At 62.2% G+C, this 15840-nt stretch carries 10 protein-coding genes; 8 read left to right on the forward strand and 2 right to left on the reverse strand.

From position 1 onward, the window contains the following. Nucleotides 1-70: 70 nt before the first annotated feature. The 6 genes from recC to AB4O23_RS08565 all read left to right on the forward strand — a co-directional run bounded on the left by recC (nucleotide 71) and on the right by AB4O23_RS08565 (nucleotide 11721). A complete protein-coding gene (gene recC, locus AB4O23_RS08540) occupies nucleotides 71-3520 on the forward strand; it encodes an exodeoxyribonuclease V subunit gamma (protein WP_460085050.1) in 3450 nt (1149 codons plus the stop codon). Next, a complete protein-coding gene (gene recB / locus AB4O23_RS08545; RefSeq protein WP_267864544.1) occupies nucleotides 3517-7191 on the forward strand; it encodes an exodeoxyribonuclease V subunit beta in 3675 nt (1224 codons plus the stop codon). Before recC ends, recB begins: the two co-directional genes overlap by 4 nt. Further along, the gene (recD, locus tag AB4O23_RS08550; protein ID WP_223496612.1) at nucleotides 7188-9257 is read left to right on the forward strand and encodes an exodeoxyribonuclease V subunit alpha; all 2070 of its coding nucleotides are present in this window, start codon (nucleotides 7188-7190) and stop codon (nucleotides 9255-9257) included. Before recB ends, recD begins: the two co-directional genes overlap by 4 nt. A 142-nt stretch (nucleotides 9258-9399) precedes the next feature. Beyond that, a complete protein-coding gene (locus tag AB4O23_RS08555; RefSeq protein ID WP_017530723.1) occupies nucleotides 9400-9966 on the forward strand; it encodes a YfiR family protein in 567 nt (188 codons plus the stop codon). Then, nucleotides 9963-11225, forward strand: a complete 1263-nt coding sequence (locus AB4O23_RS08560) for a diguanylate cyclase domain-containing protein (RefSeq protein WP_017530722.1) — start codon at nucleotides 9963-9965, stop codon at nucleotides 11223-11225. The genes AB4O23_RS08555 and AB4O23_RS08560 overlap by 4 nt, the downstream gene beginning before the upstream one ends. A gap of 4 nt (nucleotides 11226-11229) precedes the next feature. Then, a complete protein-coding gene (locus tag AB4O23_RS08565) occupies nucleotides 11230-11721 on the forward strand; it encodes an OmpA family protein (protein ID WP_065876582.1) in 492 nt (163 codons plus the stop codon). 148 nt (nucleotides 11722-11869) lie between these two features. Here AB4O23_RS08565 and AB4O23_RS08570 read toward each other — a convergent pair whose 3' ends face one another. Continuing rightward, nucleotides 11870-12817, reverse strand: coding sequence for a LysR family transcriptional regulator (locus AB4O23_RS08570; RefSeq protein ID WP_017531082.1), 948 nt, complete (start codon nucleotides 12815-12817; stop codon nucleotides 11870-11872). Nucleotides 12818-12948: 131 nt separating this feature from the next. On the opposite strand from AB4O23_RS08570, the gene AB4O23_RS08575 reads away from it, so the two are divergent. Together AB4O23_RS08575 and mmsB are read left to right on the forward strand one after the other, a co-directional pair. Further along, on the forward strand, nucleotides 12949-14466 hold the full coding sequence (locus AB4O23_RS08575; protein ID WP_017531081.1) for a CoA-acylating methylmalonate-semialdehyde dehydrogenase: 1518 nt from the start codon (nucleotides 12949-12951) through the stop codon (nucleotides 14464-14466). A 14-nt stretch (nucleotides 14467-14480) separates the two neighbouring features. Next, nucleotides 14481-15368 carry a 3-hydroxyisobutyrate dehydrogenase gene (gene mmsB / locus AB4O23_RS08580; protein WP_460150433.1) on the forward strand — a complete coding sequence of 296 codons (888 nt, stop codon included), beginning with the start codon at nucleotides 14481-14483 and terminating at the stop codon, nucleotides 15366-15368. A 53-nt stretch (nucleotides 15369-15421) separates the two neighbouring features. On the opposite strand, the gene AB4O23_RS08585 is transcribed toward mmsB, so the two are convergent. Continuing rightward, entirely contained in the window at nucleotides 15422-15766 is a 345-nt protein-coding gene (locus AB4O23_RS08585) for a cupin domain-containing protein (protein ID WP_017531079.1), read from the reverse strand. Nucleotides 15767-15840 lie beyond the last annotated feature (74 nt).

A 15840-nucleotide genomic window follows, 5' to 3' on the forward strand; every position in this document is an offset into this window, starting at 1 on the left:
AGAAGCTCATCAGAGCGACCTTCAATGCTAAAGTCCTTTCCTCGATTTAGCTTTTCCCAAGGAAGCCGTTATGCCGGATGCGACGTCACTCAGCGCTGGATTCATGGTGGTTCACGGCAATCGCCTGGACGAACTGCGCAGCTTGGTGGTGAGTTGGATGCGCCGTTACCCTCTGGCGCCCCTGGAAAACGAAATCGCGTTGGTACAAAGCAACGGCATTGCTCAATGGCTCAAGTTGGCCCTGGCGGAAGACCCGCAAGAGGACGATATGGGCGGCTGCGGCATCGCCGCCGCCATCGACGTGCAACTTCCCGGCAGCTTCATGTGGCAGCTCTATCGCATGGTCTTGGGACGTGACGAAATCCCCCCCAAGTCTCTGCTCGATAAAGCTCCACTCACATGGCGCTTGATGCGCTTGCTTCCGGAACTCATCGATCGACCGCATTTCGAGCCATTACAACGCTTTTTGACCCACGACACGGATCTACGTAAACGCTACCAACTGGCGGAGCGCCTGGCCGACTTGTTCGACCAATATCAGGTCTACCGCGCCGACTGGCTGGAAGACTGGGCTGCCGGTCGCCACCAATTGCGCAACGGTCGAGGCGAACCCAAGCCACTCAACCCCTCCAACTGCTGGCAAGCTGAGTTATGGCGCGCATTGCTACTGGATGTAGGGGCAGAGGGCATGGCCCAAAGCCGGGTCGGTGTTCATCAGCGCTTCATCGAACGCATCAATGCCCTTGCGCAAGCACCTAATGGGCTGCCTTCGCGGGTGATCGTTTTCGGGATTTCTTCCCTGCCTGCCCAAGCGCTCGAAGCCCTTGCCGGACTCGCCCGTTTCAGCCAAGTCCTGCTGTGCGTGCACAACCCTTGTCGCCATCATTGGTCCGACATCGTTGCCGACAAAGACCTACTGCGTAACGAATACAAACGCCAAGCGCGCAAAGCTGGCATGCCGCTCACGCTCGATTCACAGACCCTGCACCAGCACGCCCACCCGTTACTCGCTGCCTGGGGCAAGCAAGGCCGCGACTACATCAGCCTGCTGGACAGTTATGACGACCCCAACAGTTACCGCGCAGCCTTCCACGACGGTCGCATCGACCTGTTCAGCGACAGCGTCCCCACCACACTGCTTAACCAACTCCAGGACGATATCCTCGAGCTACGCCCACTCAATGAGACGCGTGAGCGATGGGCTGCTGTCGATCTGCAACGTGATACGTCAATCCGCTTCCACATTGCCCACAGCGCTCAACGCGAAGTGGAAATTCTCCACGACCAATTGCTTCAACGCTTCAGCGACGATCCGGCACTGCGCCCCCGCGACATCATCGTCATGGTCCCCGATGTCGACAGCTACGCGCCGCATATTCGCGCCGTGTTCGGCCAGTTGGAAAGAAGCGACTCCCGCTTCATCCCCTTCACCCTTACCGATCAAGGCCAGCGTGGCCGCGACCCGCTGCTGATCGCCGTTGAACACCTGCTCAAACTCCCTGACAGCCGCTTCCCCGTCAGCGAAATTCTTGACCTGCTCGACGTTCCCGCGCTGCGCGAACGTTTCGCCATCAAGGAGCGCGACCTGCCCACGCTGCACCGCTGGATCGAAGGCGCCGGCATTCGTTGGGGCCTCAACGCCGAACAACGTGCCGGCCTCGGTCTGCCGGTAGACCTGGAGCAGAACAGCTGGCGATTTGGCCTGCGTCGTATGCTGTTGGGGTACGCCGTCGGCACCGGTGCCGCTTGCAACGGCATTGAACCCTACGATGAAATCGGTGGCCTCGACGCGGCGTTGATTGGCCCCTTGGTCGCTCTGCTCGACGCATTGCATGACGCGCATCAAACGCTCTCCCAACCGGCCGCGCCCCAAGAGTGGGGCGAACGTCTACGACGATTGATGCAACTTTTCTTCCTGCCCAGCAGCGAGCACGACGACTACCTGCTCGGCCAACTCGAACAACTCCGGGAAACGTGGCTGGAAACCTGCGAGTCCGTTGGCCTGCAGGACCAATTACCTCTCACTGTAGTGCGCGAAGCCTGGCTGGCCGGTCTCGATCAAGGCCGCTTGTCCCAGCGTTTCCTCGCCGGTGCTGTCAATTTTTGTACCCTGATGCCTATGCGAGCGATCCCGTTCAAGCTCGTTTGCCTGCTCGGCATGAACGACGGCGACTACCCTCGCGCGCAACCGCCGCTGGATTTCGACCTGATGGGCAGCGACTACCGCCCCGGTGATCGTTCACGCCGCGAAGACGACCGCTACCTGCTACTCGAAGGCTTGCTGTCCGCCCGCGATCAGCTCTATATCAGTTGGGTGGGCCGCAGCATCCGCGACAATAGCGAGCGCCCCGCATCAGTACTGATCGGCCAACTGCGCGATCATATCGCCAGCGGCTGGCATAACGCACAAGCAACCCCCCTAGTGGAGGCGATGACCCAGGAACACCCTCTTCAACCTTTCAGCGCCCGCTATTTCCACGAAGACGACCCGCTGTTCAGTTATGCCCGCGAGTGGCAATTGCTCCACCAAACGGCCGACGCCGTGGTTAATGCAGATGAGCTGGCGCAGCACCACCAGGAGGAACCGCTGAGCCTTGGCCAGCTACAAGACTTCCTGCGCAACCCGGTCAAACACTTCTTCAGCCAGCGCCTCAAGGTGTTTTTCGAAGCTGCCGAAGTGCCTTTGGCTGATGAAGAACCCTTCGTCCTCGATGCATTGCAACGCTACAGCTTGAGTGACAGCCTGTTGAACGCCGCGCTGTCACAGCCGGCTCAGCTCGACCAAGCCCTCAACGCCCAGGCCTTGCGTTTGCAAGGCAGCGGTCTGTTGCCCATGGTCGGTTTCGGCGAGTGCCTGCGCAACGAACTGATCGAGCCTTTGCCCGACCTGCTACAGCGCTACCACCAATTACTGGCCCTCTGGCCAACCCCGCATCCCGGTGCCGAACCGATCAGTTTCGAGCATCAAGGCATTGCGCTGGAGGGCTGGATCAGTGGGCTGCATCGACGCAGTGATGGCGGGTTGCTAAGCATCACCACCATCCCCAACAGCATTGGCTCGGTCAAAACGCGCAAGTGGCATCGCCTGATCCGTCCGTGGGTCAATCACCTGGTGGCGTGTGCCTGCGGTCTGCCGCTGAGCACCGGTCTGGTGGCCAGCGACGACACCTTGCTGCTGGCCCCGCTGGATAAAGCCGCCGCCCGGGAAACCCTCGGCGAACTGCTGCTGGCCTGGCGCTACGGCATGCAAAAACCACTTGCGGTAGCCGTTAAAACTGCCTTCGCCTGGCTCAGCCAAACCGACCCGGACAAGGCCCACGCCGCAGCGCGCAAAGCCTTCGAAGGCGACGGCTTGACCTCCGACGGCGAGCGCCGCGAAACCCCCGCGCTCACCCGACAATTCCCCGATTACAGCGCCTTGATCGCGAATGAAGAATTCGAAGGTTGGTGCGAAACCCTCTATCGCCCACTGCTCAATGCTCCCTGGCGATCACTTACAGGCGAGGAGGTCGGCACATGAACAACAAACCCTTGGCCCTGGCCTTCCCGCTAAAAGGCAGCCAACTGATTGAAGCCAGCGCCGGTACCGGCAAAACCTTCACCATCTCCGCGTTGTACCTGCGCCTGGTGCTTGGCCACGGCGGTCAAGAGTCCGGCTTTGGCCGCGAACTGCTGCCGCCGCAAATCCTGGTGGTGACCTTCACGGATGCGGCAACGAAAGAGTTGCGTGAACGTATCCGCATTCGCCTGGCTGAAGCCGCGCGGTTTTTTCGCGACGAAATCGATCAGCCCGATGCCCTGATCGCAGAGCTGCGCGAAGAATACCCACCCGAGCAATGGCCCGGCTGCGCCAACCGCTTGGACATTGCCGCGCAGTGGATGGACGAGGCCGCCGTTTCGACCATTCATAGTTGGTGCCAGCGCATGCTGCGCGAACATGCGTTCGACAGCGGCAGCCTGTTTACCCAGACCCTGGAGACCGACCACAGCGACCTGCTGGGCCAAGTGCTGCGCGATTACTGGCGGTTGTTCTGCTACCCCATGCACGACGACGCCCTCAACTGGGTGCGCAGTAACTGGGGTGGCCCCGCTGCGTTGATGCCACGCGTGCGCGCACTGTTCGGCAGCGAACGGCCGACAGATGAAAACCGCGAACCCGCCGAGTTGATCAGCGCTTGCCTACAAGAACGCCGCGAAGCGTTGATCAACATCAAAGCTCCCTGGCAACAATGGGCCGCTGAGCTACGCGATATCTGCCTGCAAGCGGTGGCCGCCAAAGCGGTCGACGGCCGCAAGATGCAAGCTCGCTACTTTGAGCCCTGGTTCGAGAAGATCAGCGCCTGGGCCGCAGACGACATCCTGGAACAACTGGACATCGGCACCGGTTTTACCCGGCTCACCCCCGACGGTATAGCCGAAGCCTGGAAGGGCGACCCACCGCAGCATCCCGGCATTGACGCCATGGCCAGCCTTAAAGCCAGCCTTGACGCCCTGCCTACCCCCGATGCCGCCGTGTTGCAACACGCCGCCGGCTGGGTGAGCAAGCGCTTCGAAGAAGAAAAACGCCGCCGCGCCGAAATGGGCTTCGACGACATGCTGATCCGCCTCAACGCGGCCTTGCAAGCCGACGGCGGCGAGCGCCTGGCTAACGTGATTCGTGAGCAGTTCCCGGTAGCCCTGATCGATGAATTCCAAGACACCGACCCCGTGCAATACAGCATCTTCGACAGCATTTACCGCATCGAAGAAAACCACCCCGACAGCGGCTTGTTCCTGATCGGCGACCCCAAGCAGGCGATCTACGCCTTCCGTGGTGCCGATATCTATACCTACTTGCGTGCGCGGCAGTCCACCACCGGACGGCACCACACCTTGGGCACCAACTTCCGCTCCAGCCATGCGATGGTCGAGGCGGTAAACCATGTATTCCAGCGCGCGGAAACAGGTCGCGGTGCGTTCTTGTTCCGTGAACCCAATGGTGATAACCCGGTGCCGTTCCAGCCGGTGCTGTCCCAAGGACGCAAGGAAAAACTCCAGGTCGATGGCCAAACGCTGCCGGCGATGAACCTCTGGCACCTGCCTACCGACCAACCCGTATCCAACGCGGTGTACCGCCAGCAATTGGCCGGCGCCTGCGCCACGCAGATTGTCGCGTTGCTCAACGGCGGCCAGCAGGGCACGGCCGGCTTCCTACACTCAGATGACAGCTTCAAAGGCGTACTACCGTCAGACATCGCCATCCTCGTGCGCGACGGTAAAGAAGCCCAGGCCGTGCGCGCCGAGTTGGCTGCTCGTGGTGTGCGTAGCGTGTACCTGTCCGATAAGGACTCGGTGTTCGCCGCCCAAGAAGCCCACGACCTGCTGGCCTGGCTCAAGGCCTGCGCAGAGCCCGACGTCGAGCGCCCGCTGCGCGCCGCGCTGGCCTGCGTCACGCTCAACCTTTCCCTGCCGGAACTGGAGCGTCTGAACCAGGACGAACTGGCGTGGGAAACCCGTGTGATGCAATTTCGTGGCTATCGCGCGATCTGGCGTACCCAAGGCGTGCTGCCGATGCTGCGTCGCCTGCTCCACGATTTCAAACTGCCACAAACCCTGATCGCCCGCAGCGACGGCGAGCGCGTGTTGACCAACCTGCTGCACCTGAGTGAACTGCTGCAACAGGCCGCTTCGGAGCTGGATGGCGAACAGGCGCTGATCCGCCATCTGGCCGAACACCTGGCGTCGTCCGGCCAGGCCGGCGAAGAGCAGATCCTGCGGCTGGAAAGCGATGAGCAGCTGGTCAAGGTAGTGACCATCCACAAATCCAAGGGCCTGGAGTACGACTTGGTGTTCCTGCCGTTCATTTGTTCGGCCAAACCGGTAGACGGCAGCCGATTGCCGCTGCACTACCACGACGAACACGGTAAATCCCAGGTCAGCCTGCGCCCAACCGCCGAGTTGATTGCCCAGGCCGATGACGAGCGTCTGGCCGAAGACCTGCGTCTGTTCTACGTAGCCCTGACGCGCGCCAAACATGCCTGCTGGCTTGGCGTTGCCGACCTCAAGCGCGGCAACAGCGCCAGTTCGGTATTGCACCTGTCGGCGCTGGGCTATTTGCTCGGCGGCGGGGCCTCGTTGGCGGAATCGGCAGGCCTGGCGCGTTGGCTGCTGGACCTGCAGCAAGGCTGCCCGGCCATCCACTACGCCCACGTACCCGAAGCGCAAGAAAGCCTGTTTCACCCACCGCGCAACCAGGCCACCTTGCTCGCGCCGTTATTGCCCAAGCGCAAGGCCGCCGAAAACTGGTGGATCGCGTCCTACAGCGCCTTGCGCATTGGCGACAGCATGAGCGTCGCCAATCTCGAGGCACCAGAAAGCCCGCAAGCGCAAAAGCTGTTCGATGACGAACGCCTCGACCCCGACGCACCGCGTGAAGTGGCGGTGTCCGGCGGCGACATACACCGTTTCCCACGCGGCCCCAACCCCGGCACCTTCCTCCACGGCTTGCTGGAGTGGGCCGGCGAAGAAGGCTTCAACGTGTCACCGCAGGCCATCGAAAACGCCGTAGGCGCCCGTTGCAATCGCCGCAACTGGGAAGGCTGGATCATCACCCTCAGCGGTTGGCTGGGCCATTTGCTGCAAACGCCGCTGCCGGTGGATAACGCTCACGTTACCCTCAGCAGCCTGCAGCAATACCAGATCGAAATGGAGTTCTGGTTTGCCAGCCATAAAGTCGACGTGCTCGCCCTCGATAAGCTGGTGTGCCAGTACACCCACAACGGTGTCGCGCGGGTAGCCGCCGAGCCGGTGCTGCTCAACGGTATGTTCAAGGGCTTTATCGACCTGACTTTCGAACATGACGGCCGCTATTACGTGGCCGACTACAAATCCAACTGGCTCGGCCCAGACGATTCGGCCTACACCCTCGATGCCATGGAGCGTTCGATCCTTGAGCATCGGTATGACTTGCAATACGTGCTTTACCTGCTGGCCCTGCACCGCCAACTGAAGGCTCGTCTGCCGGACTATGACTACGACCGTCACGTCGGTGGTGCGCTGTATGTGTTTCTGCGCGGCACCCAGTCCGCGAGCCGGGGCGCGTATTTCACCCGGCCGCCACGAGAACTGATCGAAGGCCTGGACCTGTTGTTCCAGGGCAAGCCCATCCCGCCCAAGGTTGAGCCCGCCTGGGAACAAGGAGTGTTGTTATGAGCCTGTCGCCGTTACCGCTTGAAGCGCTGGAGCCCCTGGGCCGCGCCGCCGACCTGGTGCAGTTGCTTGAGCGATGGGTTGACCGTGGTTGGCTGCGGGCGTTGGACAAGGCCTTTGTCGGTTTCCTGCATGAACTCGACCCGCAGGCCGACCCCTTGGTGCTGCTGGCGGCGGCCTTGACCAGCCATCAATTGGGCCACGGTCACGTGTGCCTCGACCTGTTTGAAACCCTCAAGGCGCCGGATTTCGCCTTGTCCTTGCCGCCCGAAGGCGACCTGCAAACCGGTGCCATGCTACTGCCGTCGCAATTGCTTGATGGTCTCGACGGTGCCCATTGGTGCCATGCCCTGGCCGCGAGCCCGCTGGTCGCCCTGGCGTTGGACGCCAGCGAAGCCGCGCAAAGCCGTCCGCTGGTGCTGTCCGGCAAACGCTTGTACCTGCGCCGCTACTGGGCCTACGAGCGCCGCATCGACAGCGCTCTACGCCAGCGGCTGGCGAGCGAAGAAGCGGTCGCCGCCGATTTGCCCGAACGCCTCAACGGTCTGTTTGACCAGCCGGCGCCCGATGGCGTGATCGACTGGCAAAAGCTCGCCTGCGCCCTGGCTACCCGAGGTGCCTTCAGCATCGTCACCGGCGGCCCCGGTACCGGCAAGACCACCACCGTGGTGCGCTTGCTCGCCTTGTTGCAGGCGCCTGCCGTCGAGGCCGGCAGCCCGTTGCGCATCCGTCTTGCCGCGCCCACCGGTAAAGCCGCCGCGCGCCTTACCGAGTCCATCAGCCAGCAAGTGCTGTCGCTGAAAGTGCCGCAAAGCGTGAAGGAAAAGATCCCGACCCAAGTCACCACTGTTCACCGTTTACTGGGCAGTCGCCCCGGCACCCGGCACTTCCGTCATCACCTGGGCAACCCATTGCCATTGGATGTGCTGGTGGTGGACGAAGCCTCGATGATCGACCTGGAGATGATGGCCAACCTGTTGGACGCGTTGCCGCCCCATGCGCGCCTGGTGCTGTTGGGCGACAAGGACCAACTCGCCTCGGTGGAGGCCGGCGCCGTACTCGGCGACTTGTGCCGCGACGCCGAAGCCGGCTGGTACAGCCCCCAGACCCGCCAATGGCTGCAAACCGTCAGCGGCGAAGACCTCAGCGCCGGCGGCCTGCGCGAAGACCTCGACGGTAGCCATCCCCTGGCCCAGCAAGTGGTGATGCTGCGTTACTCGCGACGTTTCGGCGAAGGCAGCGGCATCGGCCAACTGGCACGCTGGGTTAACCAGCAGAACGCCGAAGAGGCGCGCAAACTGCTGGCCGCGCGCAGCCACCGCGACCTGTTCTGCGTAGGCCTTAAGGGTGAGCACGACCACGCCTTGGAACGTCTGGTTTTGGACGGGCAGGGTGAGGGTGCCGAGGGCTATCGCTATTACCTCAAGCTGCTGCACAGCGCCCGTCCGTCCCTCGACACCCCGCGTGAAGACGCCGCCTGGACCCACTGGGCGCAGCAATTGTTGCAAGCCTTCGATGCGTTTCAGCTGCTCTGCGCGGTGCGCAAGGGCCCGTGGGGCGTGGAAGGGCTGAACCTGCGCATCACCGCGGCCTTGCGCAAAGTTCGGCTGATCGAGGGCGAAGAGCAATGGTATGAAGGCCGCCCGGTACTCATGACCCGTAATGACTATGGCCTGGGCCTGATGAACGGCGACATCGGCATCGCCCTCAAACTCCCCGAAAGCAACGGCGGCCCCCACGTGTTGCGCGTGGCGTTCCCACGTAACGACGGCCAGGGCGGCGTGCGATTTGTGCTGCCCAGCCGGCTTAACGATGTGGAAACCGTGTACGCCATGACCGTGCACAAATCCCAGGGCTCGGAGTTCACTCACACGGCATTGATCCTGCCAGACGCCTTGAACCCGGTATTGACCAAGGAGCTGATCTACACCGGCATTACCCGCGCCAAGCGCTGGTTCAGCCTGATCGAACCGCGTGGCGGGGTGTTTGAGGAGGCCGTACGGCGCAAGGTCAAGCGCTTGAGTGGGTTGATGCTGGAGCTGGGCCAGGAAGCAGACAAAACTGACTGAACGGTTATTTAATCTTTCTGGTTGAGTTGTAGGTGTTTTCTGAAAAAATAGCAGGACCCTTCGAGGTGGCACCCTCACGGGGTTTTCCTGCCGTGTGCTATCGTTGCGGCATCATCCCAACAAGACCAAAGAGAATCGCTGCATGAACGTGGCTGTCTCGCCCATAGGCCGTAGCTTGAGCTGGAGACGCGTGTGGTTGGTGGCGATTCTCTGCCTGCTGGCACCGTGCGCGTTTGCCGAGGCGCCCAGCGCAGCGGACCAGCGCGCCCAGGCGGTCACCCAGGTGGTACTCGGTATTCTCAGCTATGCCCGCTGGCCGGTAGAACCCACCCAACTGCACCTGTGCATTGTCGGCCCGACCCAATACACCGATGACCTGATCAAAGGCACCACCCAAGCCACCGGGCGCCCGGTGGAGGTGCGGCGCTTGTTGGCCGACCATCCCGATATCGTCAATGCCTGTGACGCGGTGTACATCGGCAAGCTCAGCAATGACGAACGCAGCCGCCTGTTTACCTCCTTGATCGGCCACCCGGTGCTCAGCATCAGCGAAGGCGGCGACCAATGCACCGTGGGCAGTTTGTTCTGCCTGCGAGTGGGCGATGAGCAGGTGTCGTTTGAGGTTAACCTCGACTCGGTGGCGCGCAGCGGCGTGCGCATTCATCCCAGTGTGCTGCAACTGTCACGTCGTCGGGCACCCGGTTCATGACAGCCGTGAAAGCGCGACCGACCCTGCGTTCCGTCATCGGTCGAGGGCACTTGATCCTGGCTCTGGTGGCAGTGACCCTGGCCAGTGTGTCGCTGACCCTGCTCGGCGTATTGGCGCTTAGGGTCTACGCCGAACACAACCTGCACCTGATCGCTCGCTCCATCAACTACACCGTGGAAGCCGCCGTGGTGTTTAACGACCGCGCCGCTGCCACCGAGGCGCTCAGCCTGATTGCGTCTACCGAGGAAGTGGCCGAGGCCCAAGTGTTGGATGCCAACGGCAAGTCACTGGCGAACTGGGAACGCCCGGAAACCGGCATGCTCTCGCGGCTGGAACTGGCGCTGGCGCACACCCTGCTCGAACAGCCCATCAGCCAGCCGATACTGCACCAGGGGCGTACCATCGGCAGCATCCACCTGAGCGGCCACGGCGGCAGCCTGTTGCGCTTTTTGCTCAGCGGCCTGGCCGGCATTCTGGTGTGTACCGCCCTCAGCGCCTGGGTGGCCCTGCACTTGGCGCGGCGCCTGCTGCGGGGCATCACCGAGCCGCTGCAAAGCCTTGCCGCCGTGGCCCACGCCGCACGCAGCGAGCGCGATTTTAACCGCCGCGTGCCGCCGGCGCGCATCGCCGAACTCGACAGCCTGGGCAGCGACTTCAATGCCTTGCTGGGCGAAATGCAAGCCTGGCAAAACCACCTGCAAAGCGAAAACGAAACCCTGGCGCACCAGGCCAATCACGACAGCCTCACCGGCCTGCCCAACCGCGCGTTCTTCGAAGGCCGGCTGATCCGCGCCCTGCGCAGCGCCGCGAAGCTCGACGAAAAAGTGGCGGTGCTGTTCCTCGACAGCGACCGTTTCAAAGAAATCAACGACAGCTTTGGCCACGCCGCCGGCGATGCCGTCCTCGTCGCCGTGGCCAACCGCGTGCGTGCGCAGCTGCGTGAAGACGACCTGGTGGCGCGTCTGGGCGGTGATGAGTTCGCCATCCTGCTGGCACCCTTGCACACGGTCGAGGATGCCCAAGGCATCGCCGACAAGATCATCGCCAGCATGGATTTACCCATCGTTGTACCTGGCGACGCCCAAGTGCTGACCTCACTGAGCATCGGTATCGCGATCTATCCCGACCATGGCGCGACACCCGGCGCCTTACTCAATGCCGCCGACACGGCGATGTACCAGGCCAAACGGTTTTTCCAGGGCGGCCATCAAACGGCAGAGTCGGAGCACTCCGCCGTCAATGTTCAACACAGGAGTTGATCCCTTGTTTTCGACTGCACGCGTTATGTTCTTCATGTTATGGGTGGCGCTGCTGGCCCTCGGCGGCTGTCAGACACCACCCCCCAAAGGCCTGACCCCGGCGCAGGTGGCGGTCCTCAAACAACAAGGTTTCGAACTCACCGACGAAGGCTGGGCATTCGGTTTGTCGGGCAAAGTGCTGTTTGGCAGCGACGTCGAAACCCTAAACCCACCCAGCACCGAGATCGTCCAACGCATCGGCAAGGCCCTGCTGGGCGTCGGCATCGAACGTGTGCGCATCGACGGCCATACCGACACCTCGGGCAAGGAAATCTACAACCAACAACTCTCCTTGCGCCGCGCCAAAAGCGTGGCCACGGTGTTGACGGGCGTAGGCATGAAAGAAGAAAACGTCCAACTGCGCGGGTTGGGCAGCAGCGAGCCGGTGGCATCCAACGACACCGCAGCAGGGCGTACCGAGAATCGGCGGGTGTCGATCGTGGTGATTGCCGACTGAGCGCACTCGCCAGTTCTTATCTGAAATGCAATCAACTGTGGGAGGGGGCTTGCTCCCGATAGCAATGCATCAGTCACTACCTCCAGTGACTGACACACTGCTATCGGCGGCAAGCCCCTCCCACATTTCAACCGCCGAATGCTGGCCTTCAATCTGCAAACCTCATCTCCCGCGTCTCCCCCATCAACAACCCCTGGTTCTGCTCCGTCACTTCCCTGATGTAGTCCCACAGCAACGTAATGCGCTTCAACTTCCTCAGATCCTCGCGGCAATACATCCAAAACTGTCTGGTAATCGCAATCTGCTCCCCCAGCACCGGCAATAACCGCGGGTCCTGCGCCGCCAGAAAGCACGGCAGTATCGCCATCGACCGGCCCTGCTGCGCCGCCACGTATTGCGCGATTACGCTGGTACTGCGCAGGCTGGCGCTGGCGCCGGGCACCACGTTCGCCAGGTACAGCAACTCCGAGCTGAACGCCAAGTCGTCTACGTAGCTGATAAACGGATGCTCGGCCAAATCCGCCGGGCGTTGGATGGGGGGATGTTGGTCGAGGTAGCCCTGGGTGGCGTACAACTGCAATTTGTAGTCGCACAGTTTGCAGCACACATAGGGCCCGTGTTCCGGGCGTTCCAGGGCGATGACGATGTCGGCTTCGCGCTTGGACAGGCTGATGAAGTGGGGCAGGGGCAGGATGTCTACCGAAATCGCCGGGTAGGTGTCGACGAAGTGGCTCAACTGCGGGGTAACAAAGAAACTGCCGAAGCCCTCGGTGCACCCCATGCGCACATGCCCGGACAGCGCCACGCCAGAGCCGGAGACTTGCTCGCAGGCCATGTGCAGGGTGCTTTCGATGGACTCGGCGTAGCCCAGCAAACGCTGGCCTTCGGCGGTGAGCACGAAGCCGTTGGTCCGGGATTTTTCGAACAGCAGCGTGCCGAGCGACACTTCCAGTGAACTGATGCGCCGCGACACGGTGGTGTAGTCCACCGCCAGGCGCTTGGCGGCGACGCTGGCCTTGCGGGTGCGCGCCACTTCGAGGAAAAACTTCAGGTCATCCCAGTTCAGGGAACCCAGTGATGTGATGTTTTTTTGCATATTGGACCGGCTTTTATGTGCGTTCTTATTAGAGATTTGCACATCTATACTCCAAAAACAGTCCGAACGCCTCATTCTTCAAGGCGATTCAAGCGCCTTGTCTCTAGATAAATATAAGAGTTGGAGACCCCATGAACGCATCTGCCGATATTTCCGTACAACAGGTCAAATTGCTGATCAATGGCGAGTGGGTCGAGTCCAAGACCACCCACTGGCAAGACATCGTCAACCCGGCCACCCAGCAGGTACTGGCCAAAGTCCCGTTTGCCACGGCCGAGGAAGTCAACGCCGCCATCGACGCCGCCCATCGCGCCTTCCAGACCTGGAAGCTCACGCCGATCGGCGCACGCATGCGCATCATGCTCAAGCTGCAAGCCTTGATCCGTGAACATTCCAAACGTATCGCCGTCGTCCTCAGCGCCGAGCAGGGCAAGACTATTGCCGACGCCGAGGGCGATATTTTCCGTGGCCTGGAAGTGGTGGAACACGCCTGTTCCATTGGCACCCTGCAAATGGGCGAGTTCGCCGAGAACGTCGCGGGCGGGGTCGACACCTATACCCTGCGCCAGCCCATCGGCGTGTGCGCCGGCATCACCCCGTTCAACTTCCCGGCGATGATCCCGCTGTGGATGTTCCCGATGGCCATCGCCTGCGGTAACACCTTCGTCCTCAAGCCATCCGAGCAGGACCCGCTGTCGACCCTGCTGCTGGTGGAGCTGGCGCTGGAAGCCGGTGTACCGGCCGGCGTGCTCAACGTGGTGCATGGCGGCAAGGACGTGGTGGATGCGCTCTGTACCCACAAAGACATCAAGGCCGTCTCCTTCGTCGGTTCGACGGCGGTCGGCACTCACGTCTATGACCTGGCCGGCAAACACGGCAAGCGCGTGCAGTCGATGATGGGCGCGAAGAACCACGCGGTGGTGCTGCCGGATGCCAATCGCGAACACACGCTCAACGCCTTGGTGGGAGCCGGTTTCGGCGCGGCGGGCCAGCGCTGCATGGCCACCTCGGTGGTGGTGCTGGTGGGCGCCGCCAAGCAATGGCTGCCGGACCTCAAGGCGCTGGCGCAGAAACTCAAGGTCAACGCGGGCAGCGAAGCCGGCACCGATGTGGGCCCGGTGATCTCCAAGCGCGCCAAGGCGCGCATCCTGGAGCTGATCGAAAGCGGCGTCAAAGAAGGCGCCAAGCTGGAGCTGGACGGCCGTGACATTCAAGTGCCGGGCTTCGAGCAAGGCAACTTCGTCGGCCCGACCCTGTTCTCGGGCGTGACCACGGACATGCAGATCTACACCCAGGAAATCTTCGGCCCGGTGCTGGTGGTGCTGGAAGTCGACACCCTCGACCAGGCCATTGCGCTGGTCAACGCCAACCCGTTCGGCAACGGCACCGGTCTGTTCACCCAGAGTGGGGCGGCGGCGCGCAAGTTCCAGAGCGAGATCGACGTAGGCCAGGTCGGCATCAACATTCCGATCCCGGTGCCGGTGCCGTTCTTCAGCTTTACCGGCTCGCGTGGCTCCAAGCTCGGCGACCTCGGCCCTTACGGCAAGCAAGTGGTGCAGTTCTATACCCAGACCAAAACCGTCACCAGCCGCTGGTTCGATGACGACACGGTCAACGATGGCGTCAACACCACCATCAACCTGCGCTGATTTTGGAGACGACCATGAAAATTGCATTTATCGGCCTGGGCAACATGGGCGCGCCCATGACCCGCAACCTGATCAAGGCCGGCCATGCGCTGAACCTGTTCGACCTGAACCAGGCCGTGCTCAAGGAACTCGCCGAACTGGGCGGCCGCATCAGCGACTCACCGCGTGATGCGGCCAGTGGCGCCGAGCTGGTCATTACCATGCTGCCGGCCGCCGCCCATGTGCGCAGCGTCTGGTTGAACGAAGATGGCGTACTCGCCGGTATCGGCAAGGGCGTGCCGGCGGTGGATTGCAGCACCATCGACCCGCAAACCGCGCGCGAGGTGGCGGCGGCTGCCGCCAAACACGGTGTAGTGATGGCCGACGCGCCGGTCTCCGGCGGTACCGGCGGGGCACAAGCCGGCACCCTGACCTTCATGGTCGGCGCCACCCCGGAACTGTTCGCCACCCTGCAACCGGTGCTGGCGCAGATGGGTCGTAACATCGTGCATTGCGGTGATGTGGGCACCGGGCAGATCGCCAAGATCTGCAACAACCTGCTGCTGGGCATCAGCATGGTCGGCGTCAGCGAAGCCATGGCGCTGGGCGATGCGCTGGGTATCGACACCCAGGTGCTGGCCGGCATCATCAACAGCTCCACCGGGCGTTGCTGGAGCTCCGACACCTACAACCCATGGCCGGGCGTGATTGAAACCGCGCCGTCATCGCGCGGCTATACCGGCGGGTTCGGCGCGGACTTGATGCTCAAGGACCTGGGGCTGGCCACCGAAGCGGCGCGCCAAGCCAGGCAACCGGTGATTCTCGGCGCGGTGGCCCAGCAGTTGTATCAATCGATGAGCCAGCGCGGGGAGGGGGGCAAGGACTTCTCGGCGATCATCAACAGCTATCGCAAGCCCAAATAACCCGTTGTGGTGAGCGGGCTCGCGGTGGCAAGCCCGCTCACCACAAAACAGCTTCAGGCAAACACAAAATACTTACGCACCGTTTCGACCACTTCCCACGTTCCCTTCATCCCCGGCTCCACCACAAAGATATCCCCAGCCCGCAGGTGGATCGGCGCCATCCCTTCAGGGGTGATGATGCAGTAGCCTTCCTGGAAGTGGCAGTATTCCCACTTCACGTAGTCCACATACCACTTGCCCGGGGTGCAGATCCACGTGCCCATGATCTTGCTGCCGTCTTCGCTGGTGTAGGCATTGAGGTTGACGGTGTGCGGGTCGCCTTCGAGCTTTTCCCATTTGCAGGCGTCCAGGACCGGCAGGGGATGGGTGTCGCGCAATACAGTGATGGGCTTGGGCATGATGACTCCGAGGCAGGGAATTAAAAGAAGCACCCTAAAGCCTTGGGCGCGGGGCCGGTGGTCTGAACTCGACA

The organism is Pseudomonas sp. H2_A10, from assembly GCF_054680085.1.